This is a genomic window from Lacticaseibacillus nasuensis JCM 17158 (assembly GCF_001434705.1).
Lineage (GTDB): Bacteria > Bacillota > Bacilli > Lactobacillales > Lactobacillaceae > Lacticaseibacillus > Lacticaseibacillus nasuensis.
Window position 1 is genome coordinate 62,874 of the sequence record NZ_AZDJ01000016.1, and the last position, 26,442, is coordinate 89,315.

21 protein-coding genes are annotated in these 26,442 nt (G+C 55.9%); 17 read left to right on the forward strand and 4 right to left on the reverse strand.

Translation table 11 applies throughout. The features are described 5' to 3' along the window. The first annotated feature begins 2 nt into the window (after positions 1-2). The 5 genes from FD02_RS04680 (at position 3) to FD02_RS04700 (ending at position 4,812) form a co-directional block, all read left to right on the forward strand. Positions 3-674 (forward strand): DUF4310 family protein, encoded by a 672-nt coding sequence (locus tag FD02_RS04680; RefSeq protein WP_054723012.1) that lies wholly within the window; start codon positions 3-5, stop codon positions 672-674. Positions 675-722: 48 nt separating this feature from the next. Continuing rightward, positions 723-1,844, forward strand: coding sequence for an amidohydrolase/deacetylase family metallohydrolase (locus tag FD02_RS04685; RefSeq protein ID WP_054723014.1), 1,122 nt, complete (start codon positions 723-725; stop codon positions 1,842-1,844). After that, positions 1,837-2,934: a DgaE family pyridoxal phosphate-dependent ammonia lyase gene (locus FD02_RS04690; RefSeq protein WP_056950876.1), complete on the forward strand. Its 1,098-nt coding sequence runs from the start codon at positions 1,837-1,839 to the stop codon at positions 2,932-2,934. The genes FD02_RS04685 and FD02_RS04690 overlap by 8 nt, the downstream gene beginning before the upstream one ends. Positions 2,935-2,955: 21 nt before the next feature. Further along, positions 2,956-3,702 carry a 2-dehydro-3-deoxy-phosphogluconate aldolase gene (gene dagF, locus FD02_RS04695; protein ID WP_054723016.1) on the forward strand — a complete coding sequence of 249 codons (747 nt, stop codon included), beginning with the start codon at positions 2,956-2,958 and terminating at the stop codon, positions 3,700-3,702. 117 nt (positions 3,703-3,819) lie between these two features. Then, positions 3,820-4,812: an aldo/keto reductase gene (locus FD02_RS04700; protein ID WP_054723018.1), complete on the forward strand. Its 993-nt coding sequence runs from the start codon at positions 3,820-3,822 to the stop codon at positions 4,810-4,812. Between the two features lie 49 nt (positions 4,813-4,861). Here FD02_RS04700 and FD02_RS04705 read toward each other — a convergent pair whose 3' ends face one another. Further along, complete coding sequence (locus FD02_RS04705; RefSeq protein ID WP_056950878.1) at positions 4,862-5,683, reverse strand: helix-turn-helix transcriptional regulator; 822 nt, start codon at positions 5,681-5,683, stop codon at positions 4,862-4,864. A gap of 93 nt (positions 5,684-5,776) precedes the next feature. Here FD02_RS04705 and FD02_RS04710 point away from each other — a divergent pair, with 93 nt between their 5' ends. Beyond that, positions 5,777-7,492: a glycoside hydrolase family 2 protein gene (locus FD02_RS04710; RefSeq protein ID WP_056950880.1), complete on the forward strand. Its 1,716-nt coding sequence runs from the start codon at positions 5,777-5,779 to the stop codon at positions 7,490-7,492. Between the two features lie 73 nt (positions 7,493-7,565). Here the strand turns inward: FD02_RS04710 and FD02_RS04715 are convergent, their stop codons facing one another. Then, complete coding sequence (locus FD02_RS04715; protein ID WP_054723022.1) at positions 7,566-8,675, reverse strand: GntR family transcriptional regulator; 1,110 nt, start codon at positions 8,673-8,675, stop codon at positions 7,566-7,568. A gap of 228 nt (positions 8,676-8,903) precedes the next feature. Between FD02_RS04715 and FD02_RS04720 the strand changes: the two genes are divergently transcribed. The 8 genes from FD02_RS04720 (at position 8,904) to FD02_RS04755 (ending at position 21,370) form a co-directional block, all read left to right on the forward strand. Beyond that, the gene (locus FD02_RS04720) at positions 8,904-10,265 is read left to right on the forward strand and encodes an extracellular solute-binding protein (protein ID WP_235806672.1); all 1,362 of its coding nucleotides are present in this window, start codon (positions 8,904-8,906) and stop codon (positions 10,263-10,265) included. 157 nt (positions 10,266-10,422) lie between these two features. Then, positions 10,423-11,259, forward strand: coding sequence for a carbohydrate ABC transporter permease (locus FD02_RS04725; protein WP_056950926.1), 837 nt, complete (start codon positions 10,423-10,425; stop codon positions 11,257-11,259). A gap of 13 nt (positions 11,260-11,272) precedes the next feature. Beyond that, complete coding sequence (locus FD02_RS04730) at positions 11,273-12,097, forward strand: carbohydrate ABC transporter permease (protein ID WP_082603308.1); 825 nt, start codon at positions 11,273-11,275, stop codon at positions 12,095-12,097. A 238-nt stretch (positions 12,098-12,335) separates the two neighbouring features. Beyond that, positions 12,336-15,449: an alpha-mannosidase gene (locus FD02_RS04735; protein ID WP_056950884.1), complete on the forward strand. Its 3,114-nt coding sequence runs from the start codon at positions 12,336-12,338 to the stop codon at positions 15,447-15,449. 298 nt (positions 15,450-15,747) lie between these two features. Continuing rightward, on the forward strand, positions 15,748-17,640 hold the full coding sequence (locus tag FD02_RS04740; protein ID WP_054723166.1) for an MBG domain-containing protein: 1,893 nt from the start codon (positions 15,748-15,750) through the stop codon (positions 17,638-17,640). Positions 17,641-17,761: 121 nt separating this feature from the next. Next, the gene (locus FD02_RS04745) at positions 17,762-19,651 is read left to right on the forward strand and encodes an MBG domain-containing protein (RefSeq protein ID WP_054723165.1); all 1,890 of its coding nucleotides are present in this window, start codon (positions 17,762-17,764) and stop codon (positions 19,649-19,651) included. A gap of 87 nt (positions 19,652-19,738) precedes the next feature. Further along, positions 19,739-20,332, forward strand: coding sequence for a hypothetical protein (locus FD02_RS04750; RefSeq protein WP_056950886.1), 594 nt, complete (start codon positions 19,739-19,741; stop codon positions 20,330-20,332). An 81-nt stretch (positions 20,333-20,413) separates the two neighbouring features. Beyond that, complete coding sequence (locus FD02_RS04755; protein WP_054723163.1) at positions 20,414-21,370, forward strand: magnesium transporter CorA family protein; 957 nt, start codon at positions 20,414-20,416, stop codon at positions 21,368-21,370. 56 nt (positions 21,371-21,426) lie between these two features. Here FD02_RS04755 and FD02_RS04760 read toward each other — a convergent pair whose 3' ends face one another. Both FD02_RS04760 and FD02_RS04765 read right to left on the reverse strand, forming a co-directional pair. Beyond that, positions 21,427-22,302, reverse strand: a complete 876-nt coding sequence (locus FD02_RS04760; protein ID WP_056950888.1) for a Cof-type HAD-IIB family hydrolase — start codon at positions 22,300-22,302, stop codon at positions 21,427-21,429. Continuing rightward, on the reverse strand, positions 22,302-23,171 hold the full coding sequence (locus FD02_RS04765) for a MurR/RpiR family transcriptional regulator (protein WP_056950890.1): 870 nt from the start codon (positions 23,169-23,171) through the stop codon (positions 22,302-22,304). The genes FD02_RS04760 and FD02_RS04765 overlap by 1 nt, the downstream gene beginning before the upstream one ends. Before the next feature lie 221 nt (positions 23,172-23,392). On the opposite strand from FD02_RS04765, the gene FD02_RS04770 reads away from it, so the two are divergent. From FD02_RS04770 to FD02_RS04780, 3 genes are read left to right on the forward strand one after another with little or no spacing between them, the layout of a single operon-like run. Beyond that, positions 23,393-24,394 carry a D-isomer specific 2-hydroxyacid dehydrogenase family protein gene (locus tag FD02_RS04770; RefSeq protein ID WP_056950892.1) on the forward strand — a complete coding sequence of 334 codons (1,002 nt, stop codon included), beginning with the start codon at positions 23,393-23,395 and terminating at the stop codon, positions 24,392-24,394. A 15-nt stretch (positions 24,395-24,409) separates the two neighbouring features. After that, the gene (locus FD02_RS04775; protein WP_056950895.1) at positions 24,410-25,549 is read left to right on the forward strand and encodes an iron-containing alcohol dehydrogenase family protein; all 1,140 of its coding nucleotides are present in this window, start codon (positions 24,410-24,412) and stop codon (positions 25,547-25,549) included. Positions 25,550-25,585: 36 nt separating this feature from the next. Beyond that, positions 25,586-26,431, forward strand: coding sequence for a PTS mannose/fructose/sorbose/N-acetylgalactosamine transporter subunit IIC (locus FD02_RS04780; protein WP_056950898.1), 846 nt, complete (start codon positions 25,586-25,588; stop codon positions 26,429-26,431). The last annotated feature ends 11 nt before the right edge of the window (positions 26,432-26,442 follow it).

Below are 26,442 nucleotides of genomic sequence, written 5' to 3' on the forward strand. Positions count from 1 at the left end.
ACATGAGTGAACCAACACAACCAACCATCGATCAGCCCACCTCAAAAGACTTTTGGCATGCCGACTGGGGCTTTGTCGTGATTACCACGATGATGGCCGCCGGCGTGTTCGCCGGGACCTCAATGTATTACAATTTTGGTGTAGGCGCTTTCAACGAAGTGGCCATCGTGGCCATGCTCAAGGCTGGGATCGAAGGCGGCTCTTATGGGGCGGCTGCGGCATTTGGCGCCAGCTTCCTGTTCGCCCGAATCCTTGAAGGCTCGCTGGTCGGGATCCTCGACCTCGGTGGGTCCATTCTGACCGGCGTTGCGATCGGGGTGCCGGCGATTTTACTGAGCGTCGGGGCTAAGCCGCTGGTGCAAAACTTCGGGCTGGCCCTGTTGACCGGCGCCATTCTCGGGTTGGCCATCGGCTTGATCATCTTCTTTGTCCGCAAGTTTACGATTAACCAAACCAAGGCGACGTTCGGTGCGGATGTCATGATGGGCGCCGGTAACGCCACTGGCCGCTTCCTGGGCCCGCTGATCATTCTCAGCGCCGCCACTGCCAGCATTCCGATTGGCATCGGCAGTACCATTGGCGCCGCACTGTTTTACGCTTGGAAGAAGCCAATTCCCGGTGGCGCCATCATCGGGGCCATGATCATGGGCTTGTTCTTCCCGGTGAAGCTATAACCCGGCGCCGTCACACGAGCCACGAATTTTCTCAGGAGGTTGACACCCTTGTATGATGTCTTAATCAAAAACGCGCTGACCGCTCGGCGCCAACCCATCGAAATTGCTCTGAACGGCAACAAGATCGCCGCAGTCGCCACCCAACTGGTGGGGGCCACCGCCCAGCAGGTGATCGACCTGCACGGTGCCACCTACGTCAGCGCCGGCTGGATTGACGATCACGTGCACTGCGATGAGCAGCTGACACTGTATTACGACGACCCCGACGAAGACGGCTACAAAACCGGTGTGACCACCGTGGTCGATGCCGGGTCGACGGGCGCCGATAATATCCGCGATTTTTACCAGCGAACGCGGGCGAAAATTACCAATGTTTATGCCTTGATCAACATCGGCCGCACCGGGATTCTTGCGCAAGACGAGCTCGGAGACCTGAGCAAAATCGACCGCGATGCGTTGCTGGCCGCTCATCACGAGCTACCGGACTTCATTCTCGGCATCAAGGCGCGCGAAAGTCATTCGGTCGTCGTCGATAACGGCATCAAGCCCCTGCTGGCGGCGCGGTCTTATGCGGCACTCATGGGCGGGCTGCCGGTGATGGTTCACGTGGGCGCCAAACCCCCAGAGTTGCAGGATATCCTGCAAGCCATGGGGCCTGGTGACATCCTGACGCATGCCTATAATGGCAAGCCCAACGGCATGGTGGCACCAGACGGGACCATTCACCAATTTGTCTATGACGCCTATGACCGCGGCGTGATTTTCGACGTCGGCCACGGGACGGACAGCTTCAACTTCCGCACCATGAGCATCGCGCGGGACCATGGCCTCGACCCACAATCGCTCAGCACCGATATTTACCACCGCAATCGCGAAGACGGGCCGGTAGTCAACATGGCTACGACCATGGCGAAAATGCTCGCGGTGGGCTATACCTTGCCCGAGGTGATTCGCATGGTGACGCTGGCCCCGGCACAGAATATGCACCTGCTGACCAAGGGCCGCTTGCGGCCTGGCGCAGACGCAGACTTGACGATTTTCACGGTGACCGCCGGGGAGCAGCCGCTCACCGACGCCAATGGCAACACCCGCACCGGGCACGCCATCATCACGCCGCGCACGACCATCGTCGGCGGCAAGGTTTATGACTTGGAGGCAACCCATGACTGATTTTTACCAGGAATTCGGCTTGAAGCACGTGATCAATGCCAGCGGCAAGATGACCATTCTCGGCGTCTCGCAGGTGCCACAGGCGGCAATTGAGGCGCAGCAATTCGGCGACACGCACTTCTTTGAGATGGCCGCCTTAGCCGAGCAAACCGGCAAGACCATCGCTGGCTGGCTCGGCGCGGAAGCCGCGCTTGTGGTGAACTCCGCGTCCGCCGGCATCGCTGAAGTGGTAGCCGGCCTGATTGGCCAAGGCAGTTCCTACCACGTCTATCATCCCAATGATCCGCGCTTCACCCAGCGAGAAATCGTCATGGCTAAGGGCCATAACGTCGATTATGGCACGCCGGAAAGCGTCATGATCGAGCTCGGCGGTGGGCGCGTGGTCGAGGCCGGGTACGCGAATATGTGCACGCCAGCGCACATGGCCATGATGATTACCGAACAAACGGCGGCGATTTTCTACGTCAAAAGCCATCACACGGTCCAAAAATCGATGCTAAGTATTGAAGAGGCACTGACCGTGGCGCACGCGCACGATTTACCGCTAATTCTCGACGCCGCCGCCGAGGAGGATTTGCAGCAATACGTGGCCATGGGCGTCGACGTCGTGATTTTTTCCGGCGCCAAGGCGCTGGCCGGACCGGCGAGCGGCCTGATTTATGGCAAGCAGCCCTACATCGGCTGGGCGCAGCTGCAAGGTAAGGGCATCGGGCGCGCGATGAAAATCGGTAAGGAGAACATCCTTGGCTTTACCGCGGCCTTGAAGCAATACCTCGCTGAAGGCCCGGAATCCGGACCGGCGATGCAGGCACGCCTGACGCCTTTCCTGACGGCCTTGAATCAGGTGCCGCACCTCCGCGCACGGTCGGTGCAAGATGGCGCCGGGCGAGCCATTTATCGCGCCGAGGTGACGGTGGCGCCGACGAGTGCCAAATCTGCCAAACAGGTGGTGGCCGAGTTGAAAGCCGGTGATCCGGCCATTTATACCCGGGAGTACCGCACCAACGAAGGCGTGTTTGAATTCGACATTCGCGCCGTTGATGAAGGCGAAATGGCCCAGATCGTGGCGCGCCTGCAGGAAATTTTATAACCAGCCCAAAGGAGAATCGACATGCAATTAGTCCCTAATTACTACAAGCACCGCGTGGCGTTGAACGTGTTGGCCGGCTCGGTCGCCAACGCCAAGGCCATTTACGAAGCCGCCGAGACCCACGTGGTGGTGGGCGTGCTCACCAAGAATTACGCCACAGACGAAGCGGCCATTGCCGAGATGAAGCTGTATCAGGCGGCGACTGACAACGCCATTTCCGTGGGTCTCGGGGCCGGCGACCCGAACCAAAGCCAAATGGTCAGTCGCGTGTCGCAAGCCTTGTTGCCGCAACACGTGAACCAGGTGTTCACTGGCGTCGGCACCAGCCGCGCGCTACTCGGCGAAAATGACACGGTGGTGAACGGCCTCGTGTCGCCAAGCGGGCAGGTCGGGTTCGTCAACATTGCTACCGGGCCGAAGAGTGCGACGCAACCAGCCGCCAATGTGCCCGTCGACACCGCCATCGCCTTGTTGCAAGACATGGGCGCGACGTCGTTCAAGTTCTTTCCGATGGGCGGGCTGAAGCACGAAGCCGAATACCGTGCAGTGGCAGCCGCCTGTGCGGCCAATGGCTTTAACCTCGAGCCAACCGGCGGCATCGACCTCGCGAATTTTGAGGAGATCCTGCAAATCGCCATCGATGCCGGTGTGCCGCAGATCATTCCGCATGTTTACTCGTCCATTATCGACGCAGACGGGTTGACCCGGCCAGCTGACGTGCGGCAATTATGGGCCATTGTGAAGCGCGTCGTGGATGCAGCAGAATAGCGTCGCGGGTGGTGATGAAAGTCGCCACCCGTTTTTTTGTGGTTGGCGTGTTTGACGATGAAAGCGGTGGCATAATAGAGCTGACAAGAAGTGACGACTAATCATTGGGAGGCCAATATGCCATATTTAGCGAATGAACAACGTTATGGGACCATGCAGTATAACCGTGTCGGCAACAGTGGGCTGAAACTATCCGCGTTATCTCTAGGGTTGTGGCACAACTTCGGCAGTGTCGATCGCCACAGCAATCAGCAGGCGATGATTCGCCACGCCTTTGATCTGGGCATCACCTGCTTTGACATCGCCAATAACTACGGACCGGAGCCCGGCAGCGCCGAAAGCAACTTCGGTCAGATTTATCGCCGCGACCTGAAGCCTTACCGCGATGAGCTGATTATCACGTCTAAGGCGGGGTATTACATGTGGCCGGGGCCTTATGGCGAGTGGGGGTCGCGCAAAAGCATCATTGCCAGCTGCGACCAAAGCCTGCGCCGGACGGGCCTGGATTACTTCGACATTTTCTACTCACACCGGCCGGACCCGGAGACACCGTTCGAGGAGACGGCACTGGCGCTCGATCAGCTCGTGCGCGCGGGCAAGGCGCTGTACATTGGCATCTCGAATTACTCGGCTGAAGAAACTGCGGCCATCACGAAAATCTTCACCGAGCTGAAGACGCCATACGTGATTCACCAAGTCGCCTACAACATGTTCAACCGCGGCCCGGAAGCCGGGTTGTTCGCGACGTTGGCGGCAACTAAGAAAGGCGCCATCGTCTTCAGCCCACTGGCGCAAGGTTTGTTAACCGGCCGTTACCTCAATGGCATCCCGGCCGATTCCCGCGCCGCACGCAGCGACAGCCCGTTCTTGAATGCCGCTGCGGTGGAAAAGCAGCTGCCGAAAATTAAGGCCCTCAACGCCATCGCACAAAACCGCAATCAGACGCTGGCCGAAATGGCCTTGGCCTGGAACCTGCGGCAGCCGGTGGTCGCCAGTGTCTTGATTGGCGCTAGTCGCATCAGCCAAATCGATGACAACATCAAGGCGCTGAAGCATCTGGATTTCACCGCCGATGAACTGGCGGCCATCGATCAGGTGCTGGCAAATTAACCACAAAAATATCCCGCCGACAGCAGCGTCGGCGGGATATTTTTGCGGGTTACTGGCTGGCCTGGCGCCAGGCCAGCGGGCGCTGGCCCGTTTTCTCTAGGAAGACATTCGAGAAGTAGTGCGCGTCGGTGAAGGCGAGGCGTTGGGCGATTTGGCCGACGGTGAGCCCCGTGTGCGTCAACAGCATCTTGGCCATGGCGACGCGGCGATTGAGCAAGTAAGCATAAGGCGTGGCCGAATACACCCGCGCAAACTCACGAGTCAGCTGCGAAACCGACAGGTGAAATTGCCGGCTCAAGGCGTTAAGGGTGATGGCGTCGCCGAGGTGATTATCCAAATAGGCGCGCACCGCGGCGGCTTGGGGATGTTGCTGGGCCAAGGCGTGTTGAGCGCTGAAGCGATGCAAGGCCAGGACCACCTGGTGGAGCAACAACGGGCCGCGTTCCGAACGGGCCTCGGGGGTGAGGCCGGGTAGGCGACAAAACGCGAGGTAATCCTGCAATTCAGCCTCAATCGAATAATGGGGAAAGACCACCTGGCCGGTGAGTTGATACGTATCGAGTAGTTGGCTGCACAAACTACCCGAGACGTTCACCCAGATTTTCTGCATCGGCGCGGCGGGGTCGGAGGCGTAATGGTGGTCGTGCCCAGCAGGCAGCACATACGCGTCGCCGCCTTGCACGGTGTAGTGTTGCTGGTCGACGGTGAGGTGACCGCGCCCGCTTTGCACGTATTCGATGGTGGTGACGCTTGAGTGCGTGCGATCGACGTGATAAGTAGGGAATGGGTAGGTGGTGCCGGCCAGTTCGACCCAGTAAATTGCCGGGTCGGTGAACTGGGACGGTAAAAAGCTCAGGATTTCTTCTGGCATGACGATAATCCTCACTTTGATGGTGATTTTCTCCATTGTAGCAGACCCGCTCCTGCTTGATAATGCAGGGGACAAATATATGGAGGCGTAATCATGACCACAATCCCAAGACCCGAATTTCCCGAACCGCAATTTCAACGTGACCACTGGCAAAATTTGAACGGCCAGTGGGACTTTCTCATCGACGATGGTGACAGCGGCCTGGACCGGCACTTTGAAACCACCGGCGACTTTGACCAGCAAATCACCGTGCCGTTTTGCCCGGAAAGTGAGCTTAGCGGCATCCACCACTTGGACTTCATGCCTGCAGTGTGGTATCGGCGCACCGTGACCGTTAGCGCCGCCGAACTCGCCGGCGTCGTGCGCTTGCACTTCGGCGCAGTGGATTACGAGACCCACGTTTTCGTCAACGGTGAAGCAGTCGGCACTCATCGCGGCGGCTATTCCTCGTTTGCTTTTGACATCCAAGCCCATCTGCATGAAGGGGCCAACACATTGGTCGTGTGCGCTCGCGACGATCTGCGCTCGGGCAAGCAGCCAAACGGGAAGCAAAGCCATTTGTATTATTCTCACGACTGCGACTACACCCGCACCACGGGGATCTGGCAAACCGTGTGGCTCGAATTTCTGCCGCAGACGCATGTGCAAAGCGTGAAATTCTTCCCGAATGTGGCGCGGACCAGCGTGGCCGTGCAGCTGCAAACGGTCGGCGCAGGCGATGTGACCATTGCCATCAGCTACCAAGGACAGCCATGTGGGCAGGCCACGGTTGCTTCCACTGGCCAATTGGCGACCGTCGAAATCCCCCTGAGCGAACAACACCTCTGGGAGCTTGGCCACGGGCGATTGTATGATGTGACCTTGACGATTGGCGACGACGTGGTACACAGCTACTTCGGCTTGCGCGAGGTGCGGCTGGAGGGCTACAAGTTTATGCTAAACGACCGGTCCGTTTTCCAACGGTTGGTGCTGGACCAAGGCTTTTACCCGACCGGCATCTACACGGCGCCAAGCGATGCCGATTTTGTCCGCGACATCGAATTAGCCAAGGCCGCCGGGTTTAACGGTGCGCGCCTGCACCAGAAGCCGGTGGAAGCGCGGTACTTATATCACTGCGATCAAGCCGGCTACATGGTCTGGGGCGAAATGGCGAGCTGGGGCATCGACGGCTCGCGGCCAGAAGCCATCTATCACTTCTTGCCGGAATGGCAGGAGCTGGTGGCTCGGGACATTAATCACCCGGCAATCGTCACCTGGTGCCCGTTCAATGAAACCTGGGACGTCGACGGTCGCCCGCAGCTCAAGGAAATCTGGGCGACGACGTATCACGTTACCAAGGCAACGGACCCGACGCGCCCATGTGTCGATACCAGCGGCAACTACCACGCGGTGACGGACATCTATGACATTCACAACTACGAGCAGGACCCGGCGAAATTCGCCGAAGAATTCGACGGCGCGCAACAGCCGAACCACGAGTTCTGGGATGAACACGACGCCCGCCAGCAGTATCAAGCCGGCCAGCCCATCAACGTCAGTGAATATGGCGGCATTAAGTGGGCCCCAAGCGAGGAAACGGCCGGCTGGGGCTATGGCGACGGTCCGAAGACGGAAGCCGAGTTCATGGCGCGCTACGCTGGGCTGACCAAAGTCTTGTTGGCAAATCCTCACCTGTCCGGATTCTGTTATACCCAGTTGTATGACGTTGAACAGGAGCGTAACGGGTTGTACTACTACGATCGCTCGGCCAAGTTCGATATGGGGGAGATTAAGGCGGCCACTGAGGCGAAGGCCGCGATTGAAGATTAGATTAATAAAATACTGGCTGGCGGATGCTCAATACGAATATTGAGCGTCTGTCAGCCAGTTTTTTTATTCCACATTACAGGCTGAATAGCCGGTCAGTTCTCATCTGATTCGTCGGAATCAAGGTACCGTTATCGACAAATTGAGCTGGGTAGCGAATAGCGCGTTTATCAATGGGTTCGTGATTGATGGCTCTTAATAGCAGTGTGACGGCGTCTTTCCCAATCATTTGCTCGTTTTGGACTAGGGTGTCGTAGCGCAAGCTTGGGGGTGTTGAATGATTGCTATCGAATCCGAAGAGACAGATGTCTTGGGGCACTTGCAGGCCTAGTTGGGTGACTGCTTCGTAAATCAGAGTCGTGATGTAATTATCAATACCAATCAGACAAGTGGGATGATTTCGGCGAATAAACACTTTGATCCGGTCGATGTCTTCGGTGACGGCAGCGTGATTGTTTCGCTGAAGGTAAGCCGTTCTGATGATAAATGGGATGGCGTCGGCTTTCAACGGAAAATTGGTGTGGGCATAGATATCTTTAAAGGCACGGTTGCGCGCATCCAAAGAAAAATTCATGATCTCGGCGTAGTTGATCAGGCCGATGCTGTGATGGCCAGCGTCACTAATTCGTTTGGCGACTTCGGCCGCGGCTTGATAATGATTGGTCCCAACGAAGAGACTGTCGATGCCGGTGATTTCCTTATCGAGCACAGTCACAGGGAAGCCTGTGAGGATTTCCTTGACCAGCGCTTGGTCATAGAAGGAACGCTGAATTGGCGAAATCAAAATTCCGCGTACCGGGATAGCTAGCAAGGCGCGCACGGCTTCCTCTTCATGGCGCTGATCTTCATTGGCAAATTTGATGACAAGTGAATAGCCAGAGGCTTCGCAAGTGGAACATATCGAACGTAATAAGTCGTCACCATAACTTTCTGATAGGCCAGACATGACGAGCCCAAGTAAGGTGTTGCTGGCGGGTAGCTCCTCTTGATGGATGACGGTAGTGCCTTGGCCGGAGCGCCGTTTTACCAGTCCTTCGACAGCAAGCTGATTCACCGCCTTTTGAATGGTGATGCGACTGACGTTATATTCGGCAATCAATGCATGCTCGGGTGGGATCTTTGTCCCGATTGGATACTTGCCTTCGTTGATCCGCCGTTTCAGGTCTTCATAGATTTGTTCGTACAATGGTTTCTGCGATTGTGTTCTCATATTCTGCCTCGACAATTAAATGATATAAAATCTAAGACATTTAATAGCTTTTCGTCTAAACCGTAAATGTAAGCGTTGACACGCCCGCTATTCGCAATTAGTATACGGTTGTGCTTAGAAATACGAAAGGGGTAATTTGCACAAAGTTATTTGGTCATATCGTTTATGTCGTTTAAGGGGTTGTTTTTCAAGGAGGACATGACAATGAAGCTACGTAACTACGCGCTGATCGGAGTAGCAGCACTTAGCGCACTGGTTTTAACCGCATGTGGATCAAGCTCCAAGAGCAAAAAAGGCGTCACAACTGTCAAGATTGCCTGGCGTGGCACCGGTAAGAGTGACAGTATGTACCGGGTTTATTCGAAGGCATGGATCGCCGATTTTGAAAAGAAACATCCAAAGATCAAGATTGAACTCCAGCCGATTAATGCCAGTGAAGGGGATTACTTCTCAAAGCTAGATCTGGCCATGAAGTCGGCATCGACAGCACCAGATATTGTTAATGAAGATACATTCATCCTTCCTTCTGACGCTAAGGCGGGGTACTTAACTGACCTTGGCCCATACGTGAACAAGTGGAGTGATTGGAGCAATTATAATGCTGCTTTGAAGAAGGGGAGTCAGGGCTCTGACGGGAAGCAATACGGGATCCCAGGAACCACTGATGCCCGCGGTATTTGGACCAACTTGGCCGTCACGAAGAAGGCTGGACTGAGCAGTGACTGGACGCCGAAGAACTGGGATGACATTCTCAGCGCAGCGCGTAAGATCAAGAAGGCTGATTCTAGCGCGATTCCTTTAGCCATCGGGGTTTCGACGACTAACGGGGAGTCCGTTGCGATGCAGACCTTCGAGATGTTCTTCTACGGTACTGGTGAAACGCTGTATACCGAAAAGACCAACAAATGGAACGTTAACTCCAAGGGTATCCTAGACACCTTGAACTTCATCAACACCGTTTATAACAAGGACAAGACCGGCCCTAGCATGTCTGTCGTCATGAATGCCAACTATGGCTCGACGATTTTCCAAGATAAGTTCCCGAAGAATCAAGTCGGAATGGGCCTTGATGGGAGCTGGACCACGGGTAACTGGGTCAAAGGTGGTGCCGCCCCGGTCTCGAACATGACCAAGAAATTTGCCTTTAACCTCATGCCAACTCAAAATGGCGAGGCCCCTGGCTACGTGACGATGTCAGGTGGCTGGGCCTGGGCCATTCCTGCCAAGAGCAAGAACAAGACAGCTGCGTTTACGGTGCTCAAGGCAATGAACACCAAGAAGAAAGCAGTCGATCGGGCGTTGATGGAAGGAACCTTGACCGTTCGTGATGATGCGGCTAAGGATCCTGCCTATCTGAAGAAGCCGTTCATTGAACAGGCGACGAAGGCCTTGAAGAATGCCTACTTCCGGCCAAAGAATGAATTGTATCCAAAGGTTTCTGTTGCCATCCAAAAGATGGTTGAAGATGTTGCCTCCGGTCAAAAGACACCTAAAGCGGCCGCAGCGAAATACGCGACTGACGTCAAGGCAATCGTTGGCGCAGAGAATACAGAGACGCAAAAATAATCTCGCAAGTTGATTTAAACGGTTGGGTTGGATAGGTCCAGCCCAACCGTTTTCATATATTGGAGGTGGAGACATGGATGCAGCAGGAGTGGTACCACCACGCAAAAAGCCGCGTAACGCCCAAGATAAGGCGAAACGGAAGCTCGCTTTTTGGCTGATGATTCCGAGTTTTGTCTTATTATTGATCTTCTTCATTACCCCGATGGTGTTAACGATTTTGTTTTCCTTTACCAACCTGTCGTTGACTGGGGCAAACGCATCTGCCTTGAAATTCATTGGGTTTCAGAACTTTGTGACCATGTTTAAGGATCCCCAGCTGGCGCAATCTGTCTGGAAAACGATTATCTTTGTGGTTTTCTCTGCCGTGATTGGCCAATGTTTCTTCGGCTTCCTGATTGCCTTCATGATGCGGGGAAAGAATCGAACCTTCCGGCGAATTGTGGGCTTAATCATTATTGCCGCCTGGGTAACACCGGAAGTCGTTGTTGGGTTCTGCTGGGTTGCATTCCTAGGTGATAATGGGACGCTGAACTTGTTGGCCCACTCGCTACTTGGAATGAAGCCAGTTGCCTGGTTGTATACGTTCCCGATGATTAGTATCGTCATCGCCAATATCTGGCGGGGCACTGCTTTTTCGATGATGGTCTTTCAGACTGCGCTGGATGATATTCCTGCTGAAGTCGAGGAGGCTGCCGTCATGGATGGGGCTTCTCGCTGGCAACTCGTGACGAAGATTACGATTCCGATGGTCCGCGGTACCATCGCGACCAACATCATGCTGGTCACCCTGCAAACGCTCGGCGTCTTCTCGCTGATTTACACAATGACTGGCGGGGGCCCAGGTAACGCCACCGCAACGTTACCGGTGTTCATGTATAAGCAGGCCTTCGTTGCTTACCAGCTTGGCTATGGCACTGCGATTTCACTCGTACTGCTGTTAATTGGGGCGTTAGCGAGTCTGTTGTACATGCGGGTTCTGAAGGTTCGCTTGTAGGAGGTGACGCACGATGATGAGAGAAAATAAAGGAATGCGGGCGTTACAATACCTCATTCTCGCAATAATTGCTGTATTGTTCTTGCTCCCGCTAGTGTGGATGTTGTTTTCGTCTGTTGATCCACACGCGATTCAGGCAATCAAGTTACCGTCACATTTGACGATGGCCAATTTTTCGGCGATTCTGACCGATCCTAACATTATGCGGTCATTCGGAATTGGTTTACTGGTCTCCGGGTTTCAAGCGTTTTTCGTGGTGGCCATCAGCGTCTTGGCCGCCTATCCGCTTTCCCGATACCCGTTACCATGGAAGAAGCCATTTCTGCTGTCTATCTTGTTCTTAACCTCACTGCCGATGACCGCAGTGATTGTGCCGGTATATCAGATGTTTCTCTACATGAAGTGGCAGAATTCATTGATTGCTACAACAATCTTCATGATTTCGACCAGTTTGCCATACGGGATTTGGATGATGAAAAACTTCATGGATTCCGTCCCTGAAGGACTTGAAGAGGCGGCTTGGATTGACGGTTCCTCAGTATGGGGTGGTGTGCGCAAAGTCGTCATGCCACTGATGCTGCCAGGCATCTTTACGATCGCAATCTTCACCTTTACCGGTTCCTGGGGTAACTTCTTTGTGCCGTTCATCCTGATTACCGCGCCGGAGAAACTCCCTGCGTCTGTCACCATCTTTCAATTCTTTGGCAACAATGGGTTGGTTGATTACGGTCAGCTGGCTGCGTTCTCGGTACTCTATACCTTACCGGTTGTCGTGCTGTACACGTTTGCGCAACGATATATGTCAAAAGGGTTCAGCTTCGGTGGGGCTGTGAAGTAGCACCATTAGTGCCTGTCAAGGTCCAAAAGCTTGACCGAATAAGCTACTAAAAAATGCCCGAGAGAATCTTGACATTGAACCGTTCGCAACCCGCGAGTAAGTAGTATAATTCGCATGAATTCTGTTCATTAATGCCCGAAACGGGATACTGTTGCGCATACTGCTACGCGCTGGATTATGGTTTTCGGCAGAGCGGATGAAAGAGCTGTGCATTCAACTAACGTGGAGGAGCTACTCAATGTTTTCAAACAATAAGATCAAGCAACAACTATCCACCTACCACACGTATCTCTATGCCAACTTTACGCCGATTACCGGCTTGGAGTTCTGGCATGATACGCGGGAGGATCGCAAGAGTGTGCCGGAAGCGGCTGACTGGTCGCCGATCGAAACTGGCGCCAAGTGGTCGGGGCGTGACGCGTATTACTGGTTGCGCTTTAAGATCACCGTGCCACCGCTGAAGCCGGAGGATCATTACGTGTTGCACCTGGATCTAGGCCGGTCCGGTGGCGGCGGCAACTCCGGGTTTGAAGGGTTCTTGTACGTCGATGGCCAGCCGCGGCAGGCGATTGACTCGAACCACGAAGAGGCCTATTTCGATGCCAGCACGGCGGGGCAGACGCTGGAGATTGCCATCATGCTGTGGACCGGGCTGGAAGGCGGCGGACCGCAACAGATTCAGCATTACGTTTTGAACGAGCTGACGGCGGGCGTCTTGATTCAGCCGATTCGCGAGGCCTATCGCTGGTTGGATTTGATGTACCAAACGGTCTTGGAATTGGACGCCAACGAGCCGTTGCTGTATGAGTACCAGAAGCTCCTCGACCGCGAGTTGCGCCGCTTCATTTGGGGCGCGATGGACTTGGCTGCCATTACCGAGCAAAGCGAAGCAGTGCTGGCGGACGTTCAGGCGTTTTTGGCCAAGCACAAGGGAGAAAAGAAGCAGTTCCGCATCTCGGCCGTGGGGCACACGCACATCGACGTGGCCTGGCTGTGGCGGTTGCGCCACACGCGCGAGAAAACCGGGCGTTCCTTCTCGACGGTGTTGGAGCTAATGAAGGAGTATCCGGAATACATCTTCATGCACTCGACGCCGCAGGTTTACGACTTCGTCAAGCACGACTATCCGGAGATGTACGCGCAGATCAAACAGCGCGTGGCGGAAGGCCGGTTCGAACCGGAAGGCGCCACGTGGCTGGAACCCGACACTAACGTCCCATCAGGTGAGGCGTTGACCCGGCAGTTCCTGTACGGCACCCGCTTTTTCGCGCGGGAATTCAACGCCAAGCAAAACGTCTTGTGGCTGCCTGATGTGTTCGGTTATTCCTGGGCGCTGCCGCAAATCATGAAGGGCTTTGGCATCGACGACTTCATGACCACCAAGATCAGCTGGAACGACACGAACCGCATGCCGCACGATACCTTCGTCTGGCAGGGGCTCGATGGCACAGAGGTGTTGACGCACTTCATCACCACCGTCGACCAAGGCGACCAGTTCCATAATTCGCATAATTGGCAGTACACCTACAACGGCAATGTCACGCCACATACCGTGTTGGGCAGCTATTATGTCTATGCCGATAAGGCGCTCAACAATGATCTGTTGCTGTCTTATGGCTGGGGCGATGGCGGTGGCGGCCCGCAGCGCGAAATGATTGAAAACATCGGCATGCTGAACCAGTTACCAGGGTTGCCAACCGTTGAGCCAACGCGCGTCGATGACTACTTCAAGCGGCTGCACCATAACCTCGACCATGCAGGGTTGCCGCTGCCGAAGTGGGACGGCGAGTTGTACCTCGAATTCCACCGTGGCACCTACACTTCGCAGGCACGGGTCAAGCAACAAAACCGCCAGCTGGAATGGGCGATGCGCGACCTTGAGTTACGTTACGTCGAAGCTGGCATTGCCCGCGGCGTGGCCTATCCGCACGCCGAGATCGATGAGCTGTGGGAGACCATTTTGCGCAACCAGTTCCACGATATCCTGCCGGGCTCCGCGATTCATGAAGTCTACGAAGACAACGCCAAGGAATACGCCGACTGCTTCGCGACCATCAAGGCCTTGAATGCCAAACTCGATGAAACCGAACTGCAACCGGCTGAGCAGGCTTACACGCTGCGCAACCTCAACGCCTTCCCGGTCACGAGTCTGGTGACCTTGCCGGCGGAGGCTGGCCAGGTGGTCGACGCGGTGGGTCAGGCGCTACCGAGTCAGGCCAGCGACGACGGCGTCTTGGTTGAGGCGACGGTGCCGGCGTTGAGCGCAACGACGGTCACCGTTCAGCCGGGTGGCGCGGCCGCGGCCGCACCGCTGGCCACCACGACGGCAACCAGCATCGACACGCCACACTACCAGCTGAGTTGGAACGATGCCGGGCAGCTCACCAGCATTTTGGATCACGACCATGATGATCGTGAGGTGCTGGCTGGCTTGGGCAACGAGTTGACGGTGTACGAGGACCGGCCGACGACGTTTGATAACTGGAACATCGATGAAGACTATCCGGAAAAAGCCATCACGTTGACGGCAGACAACATTACTGTGGCGACGCCGGAGCCGCTGCGCCAGCGCGTGACGTTCCACTTCACCTTCCAGCATTCTGAGATTACCCAGGTGCTGACTGTTTTCCGGGATTCACGGCGAATCGATTTTGCCACGCACATCGACTGGCACGACCATCAATTCCTGTTGCGGACGGCGTTTGACACCGCGATTCTAGCGGCCGAGGCGAGCTACGATGTGCAATACGGCAACGTGCGCCGGCCGACGCATCGCAACACGTCTTGGGACACCGCGAAGTTTGAAACGGTCGGCCACAAGTGGGCCGACCTGGCGCAGCGCGAGTATGGCGTGGCGTTGCTCAACGACGCCAAGTACGGCTACAACGTCCATGGCGGCGTGCTGTCGCTGTCCCTGCTGAAGTCCGGGATCGATCCGGACACCGAAGCTGACCAAGGCGAGCACAACTTCTCCTACAGCTTGTTGCCGCATATCGGCGATTTCGTCGCCGGTGACGTCGAACGCGAAGCGACGATTCTCAACCACGGCCTGACGGTGCAGGCTGGCAAAGCTGCCACCACCGCTGCCGCACCGTTCACCTTTACGGCTGCGCATCCGGTGGCGGTCGATGCCATCAAGCACAGCGAAGACGGCAATGCCGTCATTCTGCGCTTCCATGAATACGCCGGGGAAAACGACACGATTACCGTGACGCCGACCTTTGCGCATGGCGCCGTGGCCCTGGCGAAGTTAGACGAAACGCCGACTGCGCCGCTTACGGCCACCGAAGACACGTATGCCGTGAAAATGACGCCGTATCACGTGGCGACACTGCGGATTGAGTTGAAGTAGGCCGTGATTCATGGGAAAACCATGAGAATTGCCAAGCCAACCGAGTAATTGAATAGTTAATAGGTAGTAACCGACTCCGATACGGGGCGGTTGCTACCTTTTTTTGTCATAAAAATAAATCACGTCCATTATTAATAGTTCTTTGTTGAACGATTAATTATTATTTCGATATGCTTAATTTGTAGAGGATTCGACCAGCAGGAATGAGAGGTGATACTAGTGAGACGGACGCGGTAAAGCACGCCCGCTTCAAAGCGGTTTAGTCGAAGCAAACGCCCCCAATGGAGGACAACGAATTATGAATAAGCGAGAAGCATTTCGTCGGGCCTTGACCGACACCAAGCACCGTAAGCACATGCGCAAATCCGGCAAGCACTGGCTGGTGCGCGGCGTGACCGCCCTAACGCTCGGTCTGATGATGGCCCAGCCGGTGGTCAGCGTGGCGGCAGTGGTTGACGCCGACCCACAAACGGAAGCACCAGCAAGCGAGGCGCCAGCTGCTGATGAAGAAGCGCCAGCGGCCGAGGTGGCGACTCCGGAAGAGGCGCCAGTCGAAGAAAACGTGAGTGAACCAGCCCCAGAAAACGGCAACGACGGCGCGACGGGAACGGTGACGCCCGAAGCGGATAGCCAGCCTGTGCCCGAGGTGGAGAACGAGCAAGCCACGCCTGAACTGCCTGTGATTACACAACCTAGTGAGTCAGTTGTCAAAGAAGAGGCTGAGACACGCGAGGCAGACGTGGCAATTGGCGAAGTTGACAACGTTACACAGGTATACGGGGAGCTCATAGGTTCGGTCCAGTTCCGTTACACGACGGCGGATGGAATGTCCAAAAAGGTTTGGCTATTCCCAGAAGATATGGACATTACTGATGAAGCTGGGAATATAATTGATCATACTCAGCGAATGGATGTAGGAAGCTATCAAATTTCCCCGAATGAAGAAACTCTTGATCGGTATCATCTTGGTCCGATTAATCTTACCCCAGGTGAGCTGGTGGTTACGCCAATGCAAGTCGACATCACGGCAACCAACCAAGTACTGCGTGAGGGCTCTAGTTTTGACGACTTAGGTTTCTTGTCTTCAGGGTTCTTGGACGGCGATATCGGCATTCAGCTGGCAAACGGTGTGGCAATCGAAGACTTATCGGTTGGTCGCCATACGCTGACGTGGGAATTATATAGTGACAATGGAAAGCATAATAACTACGAGATTGAAACGCCGGAATTTGAATTGACAATCATTCCTGAAGACGATTATGGATGGGTGTCGATTGGTGCCTACAGGGATTATGACGGAACTGCGACTTTACCTGATAACCTCATCCGGGAGAACGACTTATTATCCGGTGAAATCAGTCCAGAAGATCTGGAATTCTCGAGTGATTATGGTGAGACTTGGGAGTCGGAAGTGCCGGTTAATGCTTGGTACTATTACGTTCGGGTGGCGTTAACTCGTCAGGCGGAAATTCAGGAAATGTTGTGGGATGAGTATGGTGTTGAACTGGACGAAGGGGACTTTTCGGGCTGGTACAATATTCAGAGGGTAGCGATTACTGATGCCCCAGAAAAAGACGGTGACTTGTTCATCCGGTTGCCATCCGGGAAGCAATTCGATGGCACATCGAAGTTAGGCACTAAGGTGGAACACAATATAGCGCTGGACTATGAAATCACTGAGGAACACCTGATGTATCGCGCTCTCGAGGAAGCGGATGACGAAGAAGAGGAATTGCCCTTTGCTTCTCGGGAGGCGATCGGCTGGCAGGCAGGGGCCCCAACTGAAGTCGGTGAATATGAGTTAGCCCTCAGAGATGAAGTGGTTGACGACATTGAAGAAGCTAATCCGAACCACTGGGTGGACAGGGATGCAATTGCTACGACGTACACCATCACCCCAGGCGAGGACACGGATAATAATACTGGTGGCAGTGGTGGCAGCAACGGCAGTAACACCGGCAGTAACACGGGCAACACCGGTAGTGCCACCACTGCCCCAACCCCAGACTCCGTCGCCTATGTGAGTCAAACCAGCGGCCACACTCTCCCGCTGGCGATGACCAACAGTCAAGCAGACGGCACATTGCCAAGCACGGGTCAGCGGAACCAAACGCTGCTGAGTATGCTGGGAATGACGCTGTTAGGCACACTGGGTCTAGCCGGCTGGTACAAGCGGCACCAGGCAAAATAACGAAGTAGCAATCGGTGTTAGTGAAGACTGGCACCGATTATTTTGTTGATAACTAGGTTACAAACACGAACTTCGAAGCGAACTGTCGAAACAATCGCCCCCCAATGGAGGATAACGAATTATGAATAAGCGAGAAGCATTTCGTCGGGCCTTGACCGACACCAAGCACCGCAAGCACATGCGCAAATCTGGCAAGCACTGGCTGGTGCGCAGCGTGACCGCCTTAACGCTCGGCCTGATGATGGCCCAGCCGGTGGTTAGCGTGGCGGCAGTGGTTGACGCCGACCCACAAACGGAAGCACCAGCAAGTGAGGCGCCAGCAGCTGAAGAAGAAGCACCAGCGGCCGAAGTGACGAATCCGGAAGAGGCGCCCATCGAAGAAAACGTGAGTGACCCAACCCCGGAAAACGGCAACGACGGCGCGACGGAAACGGTAACGCCCGAAGCGGATGTCCAGCCTGTGCCCGAGGCGGGGAATGAGCCAGCAACGCCTGAACTACCTGTGATTACACAATCTAGCGAGGAAGCTAACAAAGAAGAGATTGATATAGTCGAGGTTGACTTGGCAAGTGGCGAAATTGACAACGCTACACTTGTTTACGGGGATTACATTGATTTAACCAAATTCCGTTACACGACGGCAGAAGGATTGGCCAGAGAGGTTTGGCTGTTGAGGGAAGATATAGAAATTACTGATGAAGCTGGGAATAAAATTGATCATACTCAGCGAATGGATGTAGGCCGCTATCAAATTTTCCCGGATGACGAAATTATTGATCGGTATCATCTTGATCCGATTAATGTTACCCCAGGTGAGCTGGTGGTTACGCCAAAGCAAGTTAACATCACGGCAACCAACCAAGTCCTGCGTGAGGGATCTAGTTTTGACGACTTAGGTTTCTTGTCTCCAGGGTTCTTGGACAGGGGTATCGGCATCCAGCTGGCAAACGGTATGGCAATCGAAGACTTATCGGTTGGTCGCCATACGCTGATGTGGGAACTATATAGTGACGATGGTAAGCATAATAACTACGAGATTGAAACGCCAGAATTTGAATTGACAATCATTCCTGAATCTAATTTTGATTGGCTGTCGCTTGGCTCTTCCAAGCGTTACGATGGGACTGCGAAGTTGCCTGATGACCTTATCCAGGTGAATGAACTATTATCTGGTGAAATCGGTCCAGAAGATCTGGAGTTCTCGAATGTTTATGATGATAATTGGGAGTCGGAAGCGCCAGTTAATGCTAGCGGCTATGACGTTCGGGTGAAGTTAGCTCGTCAGGCGGAAATTCAGGAAATGTTGTTGAATGAGTATGGTGTTGAACTGCCCGAATCGAGCTTTTCCGGTTGGTACTATATTCACGCAGCAGCGATTACTGATGTCCCAGAAAAAGACGGTGAATTGTTCATCCGGTTGCCATCCGGGAAGCAATTCGATGGCACATCCAAGTTAGGCGCTAAGGTGGAACACAACATCGCGCTGGACTATGAAATCACTGAGGAGCACCTGATGTATCGCGCTCTCGAGGAAACGGATGACGAAGAAGAGGAATTGCCCTTTGCTTCTCGGGAGGCGATCGGCTGGCAGGCCGGGGCGCCAACTGAAGTCGGCGAATATGAGTTAGCCCTCAGAGATGAAGTGGTTGACGACATTTATGAAGCTAATCCGAACCACTGGGTGGATGAGGATGCAATTGCTACGACATACACCATCACCCCAGGCGAAGACACGGATAATAATACTGGTGGCGATGGCGGCAGTAACGGTAGTAACACCGGCAGTACAGGCAACACCGGTGGTGCCACCACTGCCCCAACCCCAGACTCCGTCGCCTATGTGAGTCAAACCAGCGGCCACACTCTCCCGCTGGCGATGACCAACAGTCAAGCAGACGGTACATTGCCAAGCACGGGTCAGCGGAACCAAACGCTGCTGAGCATGCTGGGAATGACGTTGTTAGGCACACTGGGTCTGGCCGGCTGGTACAAGCGGCACCAGGCAAAATAACCCACACACCGGTGGCTTACGGCTGCCGGTGTTGTTGTATCCCAAGGGGAGCTTTAGTACACTTGACCCAGTACACAGGAGGACCACATGGGATTAGCAATTGCTGGTGGGATTTTAGGATTAGTCGGATTATTGGCCATGGCGAGCCTGATCACGCTTGGCGCGACGCGGGGGTGGCGAGCGGCAGTGGGCTGGGCGCTGACCGTGGCCACGGTCGCGGTGGTGGCCGGTATGGCACTGTTTACGATGAACACCGCGGCCATGTCGGTGCAGCAAAAACAAACCATCGCCCGCAAACTCGCTGCGGCTAAGGCGGCCGGGGCGCGCAAGGCCGAAGACGACAACGGGGATGTTTACGACTATGGCGCACCGGTGGATTTTGACTCCGGTGAGCGCATCACCGTCCACCGCGCCAAGGCGACCGGCAACACGAGTGATGGGCGCAAGCAAGTCGCCGTGCGCGTGACGGTGGCCAACCCGACGAAGCATCGCCTCGCGTTTAACGAGCAGAATTTCGACTTGTATGACGACCACAATGAGCCCGCACGCTTTGATCCGATCACCTACTCGGCCATCCCGCGGCACATTGCTGCCGGCGACCGGCGGACGTTGACGTTGTATTTTGACGTATTGTATCCCGGGACGTATGCCGTCGATTACGGCGAGGTCGAATGGCAGTAGCAACCAGGCCCGCTTCCGGCAGGAGGCGGGCCTGGTTTGTGATAAAATACGCCTAACGAGGCTCAGCAAAGGAGCGGCAAGATGATTAAACGGGTGGCATTATGGCAGGACAAGACGTGGGTGGCGGTGACCGATCCGACGCACGATGAGTTGGCAACGCTGGTGGCATCTGACCACGTGCCGCGCCGCTTCGTGCACCATTTGCGCGACGGCAAAGAACGGGCGCGGTTCGATTTCGATTTTGACACCGGCGCGGGGCTGTTCGTATTCAAGGTCATCGATCCCAGCACCAACAAGGACATCGAGCACACGACGACCATGCCCTTTGCCGGCGTGCTGCTGGACCACACGCTGGTAACGGTGTGCCACGGCGCCGGCGACAAGGTCAACCGCGTTATCGAAGGCGTGCTGCAAGGCGAAAGCTGGGCTGGCCGGCAGCAGCCCAGCTTGAAGCTACTGGTGATGGCGGTAATGCTCGAGCTCAATGCCGGGTATTTCGATCGGATCAACGACCTAGACAACCTGCGGCAAAAACTCGAGCGCTACCGGACTCGCCCCAGCGATTCGCAGATCAGCCAGCTGTCCGAGCTGGGCAAAAGCCTGATTTATCTGAAGGCCGCAGCCAGCGGCAACGTCATCGCCGCCCACCAGCTGCAGGCCATCGCCGAGTCCAGCGACTACGCCATCGCCTTGACCAAAGACGAGCGCTATTGGCTGAAAAACCTGCAGGAGGAATTCGAGCAGGCCCGCGACTTGGCGGAGGTCAACAGTGAAATCGTCGCCCAGGTTACCGACGCGTACTCCAACGTCTTGAACAATTCGCTCAACACGACGATGTGGCTCCTGACGGTATGGTCCTTGGCGCTAGCGGTACCGCCCATCATCTCGGGGTTCTACGGGATGAACGTGAAGCTGCCGATTATTGGCGGCTGGCGCGACTGGCCGGTGACCATCATTTTGTCGCTGGTGCCAGTCGCCGGCTTGCTTTGGTACCTGCACCACCGCCACGCCTTGTCGACGCACACGCGTCGGCGGTGATGGTAAAAAACAGTGTCCGACAGCAGCCTTAGCTGCGTCGGGCACTGTTTTTTGCGCTATGCGTTAAGTTGCTGAAGAAACTTCGCGATGCCGTCGTGGTTATTGTCTGCGGTGCTGTAGTTGGCCACGCGCTTGGCCACCGGTAAGGCGTTACCCATGGCGACGCTGTATTTGACGACCTTGAGCATGCTGACATCGTTGCCGGAGTCGCCAAACGCGGCGACTTCGTCTGGTTGCCAGCCGCGTTCTTGCATCAACGCCAGTAGGGCCGAACCCTTGCTGACGTTTTTTGGTGTGACCTCCATTTTCCGCGGGTCGGAAAAGGCGAATTCGAATTCTTGCCAAATGGGCTGGGCCTTGGCGGAGTCGGCGACGAAATGGATCTTGTCCGGCTCTTGGACGATTGACAGCTTATTGGCGTGCGTCGGCGCCTCGGCCAGGTCGCGAATCATGGTTTGGTGCGGGTAGCCGTCGCGCATGTCGCACAGCCAGCTGTACATGCCGCCGGTCCACGGGTAATCCGCGGGCAGGCGCATCTCGCCGCGGATGCGGCGCTTCATAACGTAAATCGGCTCGGGCAGGTAGGTGACAATCGCGTCGTCTTGGTTGAATTGGATCTCCACTTCAAACTGGCTAAAGAAATCGACAACGCGCTTGATGCGCGGGGCATCCATCCCGCCGATATACCGGCGCTGCTGCGTTTTCACATCATACAACGACGTGCCGTTGACGTCCATCAGCACGCCACCATAGTCGGCTAGGTGTAGCTTCGAAGCATCCGGCAGCAGGCGCAAGTAGGAGCGGCCGCTGGCGAGCACGACGGTGGTGCCGGCTTGTTGGACCTGCAGCAACGCGCTCAAGGTGGCGGGGGAGATTTCATTTTCGCTGGTGAGTAGGGTGGCATCCATGTCCAAGACAATGGCTTTTAACATTAATCGGTTCCTTCCTTCGAGGGGCGCAAGGCGGCGCGAATCTTATCGGTCGCTTGACGATTGGCGGTTTCATCATGATACATTAGATTCAGGTATAAGATATCGGTCAGCGTTGTGTACAGGATGCGGCTGGTCAAGGCCTCAGCGCCAATGGCCACCTCTTCGGTGAACAGGATGTAACTGATATCAGCCAGCTGAGCCAGCTCCGAGCCGGGGCTGCCGGTGAGCGTGATGAGCTTGCACCCGGCTTGCTTCAGCACCTGGGCGACGCGCACCGTTTCTTTCGTCGCCCCGGAATGGGAAAACAGGAAGGCGACGTCGTGGGGCCCGACCTTGGTGGCGTCGGTAAGCTGCAGGTGGTAGTCGGCGACATACTGGCAGCGGTAGCGGGTGCGCAGGAACTTGTGGTAGGCGTCAAACGCCACGACATCGGAGCCGCCTTGGCCGAAGAAGTGAAACGTCTCGGCGGGGTACATCAAGGCCAAGGTGCGCTCAAGCTTGTCGGCGCCCAGAAAATCGTTGAAGTCCGACAACAAATCGATGTTGGATTGGATGACTTTTTTGGCAATGGTGATCGGCGCGTCTTGGTTGGTGATGTTCACCGCCGCGCTGATGTTGTCATGCGGCGTTTGGCGGTGGAGGTTCGACGCCACGCGAATTTTGAAGTCCTGGTAGCCCGAGAAGCCGAGCTTCTTCACGTACTTGTAGATGCTGGTTTCGGACACGCCGCAGCGGTCGGCGAGCTGGGTGATGGTGAGGTTGACCACGCGGCTGTCGGTGGTCAACAGGTATGCGGTGATCTTGCGATCGGTTTCGGTTGAGTTGACGACCTTCCGGCGAATCAACGATTCTAGGTAGCTAAACGCCATCGGCTGGGCCTCCTTGTTGAAGATACAGTTAGTATAACGGAAAATGCCCAGAGAAAAAATCTTTTTTACGTAAGCGTTGCCAAAGAATATTTTTTTACGTATACTTGCCTTAAGCGGTGGATCATCAAAAGCGCGAAAAATCAGCGTTACGATAATGAATTGTTAGCAATTGATTCATCGCAAGCGTAATTGTTGGCATTTTAGAAAGGAGAGGGGGAACGATGGAGAATCGCATTGCGATTGTGAATTCAAGCAGTTTCGGCGAAGTCTTTACCGATCACCTGGACCGGTTGAAGGCAATCGGCCCGGTTGAACGGTTCCGGTTTCCTAGCGATATCGGCGGTGCCGAGTTGGCCTCGGCGTTAACCGGCTTCAACCTGATCATCGCCAGCGTGACGCCGACGTTTTCGGCGGAGTTTTTCGCCCATAAGGATGAGCTGAAGCTGATTGCCCGCCACGGCATCGGCTACAACAACGTCGACCTCGCCGCCGCTCGCGCCCATGGCACGGTGGTGGCGATCGTGCCGGCGTTGGTTGAGCGCAACGCCGTGGCCGAGAATAACATCACCAACCTGCTGGCGGTGATGCGCAAAACCGTGCCGGCCACCGCGCGCGTCAAGGCGGGCAAGTGGGTGGAGCGCGCCGACTTCCTCGGTCACGGCCTGTCGAACAAGACGGTCGGCGTCATCGGCGTAGGCAATATCGGCAGTCGCCTGGTCGAGATTTGCAGTTACGGGTTCCAAGACCGCGTGCTCAGCTACGACCCGTTCAAGTCGCGACTGGAAATCGAGCAGTTTGGCGCGGAGGTCGCGACCTTGCCGCAACTGTTGGCCGAAGCCGACGTGATTCTGCTCGCGGCCAGTTTGACCCCAAGCAGCACTGGCATCCTCGACGCTGACGCGTTAAGCCAAACCAAACCGGGTGTGTACATTTCCAATGCGGCTCGGGGCGCGTTGATCGACGAAGCGGCGATGCTGGCGGCGTTGCACAGTGGCCAGGTGGCTGGATATGCAGCAGACGTGTTAAGCGTCGAGCCGGCGCCGGCGTCGCACCCGTTTCTCCAAGAGGCTCAGGTGGTGGTCACGCCACACACCTCGGCATACACCACCGAGTGTCTGCGCGGCATGGGGGAGAAGTGTGTGGCGGATGTCGAAGCAGTGGTGGCTGGGCGCCTGCCGGAACGAGCGGTGCAGCCAGTCGCCGATTGGCTACCTGCAGAGTGAAAGGATGGCGAGGACATGGTTTCGCAGCTTCACGTGAAAATTGGCCCGCAGTTTTATTCGTATAGTGCCGGGGCCATTGACCTGATTCCTGAGCTCCTGCCGCAACACGGCGCCAAGCGCGTGTTGGTGATTCATGGCACCAAGTCGTGGGCCAAGGCGCAACCGTACCTGGCGGCGTTGTTCGAAGCCCCCGACTTGACGGTGACCACTGAGGCGTATCACGGCGAGTGCAGTTTTGCCGAAGGGGAGCGCTTGGCCGCCATTGTCCGGGAGCGCCAGGCCGATTTCATCCTGGGGGCCGGCGGCGGCAAGCTTTGCGACTTAACGCTGTACACCGCGCACCTCACCGGGTTGCCGTTTGGCCTGGTGCCGACGCTAGCCAGCAACTGCGCGCCGTGGACGCCGCTGGCCGTGATGTACAAGGACAACGGCTTGGCCGAAGGGAAAACGGTGCACATCCGTCGGCAAGCTGCGTTTGTGCTGATGGATCCGGCCTTGATTCTGGATTCGCCGGTGAACTATTTCATCGCCGGTATCGCCGACACCTTGGCCAAGTGGTACGAGTCGGAGCTGATCCTCGAAGAGCCCGAGAATCGCACCGAGCCGATGATCAGCATGGCTCGCCACGCCGCTTTGATGTGTAAGGATCAACTGCTCAAGGAGGCCCCGACCGCCGTGGCGGATATGCGTGCCGGCCAGGCCACGCCGGCGTTTCGCCACATCACCGAAATCGTCGTGGCCATCGCCGGTACCGTCGGCGGGTTCGGCGACAAGTACGCCCGCAACACCTTGGCCCACGCCATTCACGACGCCTTGTCGGCTTACGTCCCCGAGCTGCACCGCTTCTTGCACGGGGAGAAGGTCGCCTATGGCATCTTCTTGCAGCTGGCCTGCGAGCAGCGCTGGAGCACCATCGACGCGTTGATCCCGTTTTACCAGCAGTTTCACCTGCCGATGAGCCTGACCCAAATGGGCGTCTGGCCGTTGGCACCGGCCACGCTGACGCAGGTCTGCGAGCTGGCCAACAGCTTCAGTAAGGTCCATCTCCTGCCGTTTCCCGTATCCGCCGCGTCGATTCAAGCGGCGATGGAGACGCTGGAGCGCTACATCAGTCATAACCGCTTAGTGCAACCCGTTAGTACCGCCAAAATGTAACCGCTTTATCACATTTGGTCTAAGGAGGACAACATCATGGAAACACTGTCAGTTTGGCAGAGTCTCGCGATTGGGTTATGGGTCGCGGCTGTCATGTCGCGGTGGCTGTTAGGGGGCGCGACGTTAACCCTGCGCTTCTCCCCGTTAATGACCGGCTTTTTCGTCGGTCTCGTCATGGGCGACATGAAAAGTGCGATGACCGTTACGGCCGCCATTCAGTTGATCTACATGGGCGTCTTTTCACCAGGGGGCACCATGCCGTCTGAACCGGCGATTGCCGCGGCCATCGCGGTGCCGGTAGCGTTGCTGGGAAATAAGGACCCCAACGCCGCCATCGCCGTCGCCGTCCCAGCTGGGTTGCTGGGGAGCTACTTGTACCAGTTCCGCTTCTTCTTGAACACCTTTTTCGGGAAAATGATCGACCGCGCCGTGGCCGAACTCAACGAACGCAAGATGGCCTTTGCCATCATCTGGGTCCCGACGATTATTTCTTTCCTGTTATTCACGCCATTGATTTTCGTGTCGTTATACTTCGGGGCGCCAGTGATTGCTAGCGTCGTGAAGGGGTTGGAAGGAACGGTGCTGTTCCACGTGCTCACGGTGGTCGGCGGCGGCTTAGCCGCCATCGGGATCGCGGTCACGATTTACGTCATCGGGAAGCGCGAATACCTCGCCTTCTTCTTCCTGGCGTACTTCATGAGCGTGATGCTCAAGAGCCTGAACATTACCATGGTGACCTATGCCATCATCGGCACCCTGCTGGCCTTCATCTTCGTGATGGCCAAGGGCGGCTTCAGCAAATCCGGTGGTAGCGGCGGCACGCCTGCAGCGGACACCGGCGCAGCCGTCATCACCGATGATGATGACGACGATGACTTCTAGGAAGGAGGCCA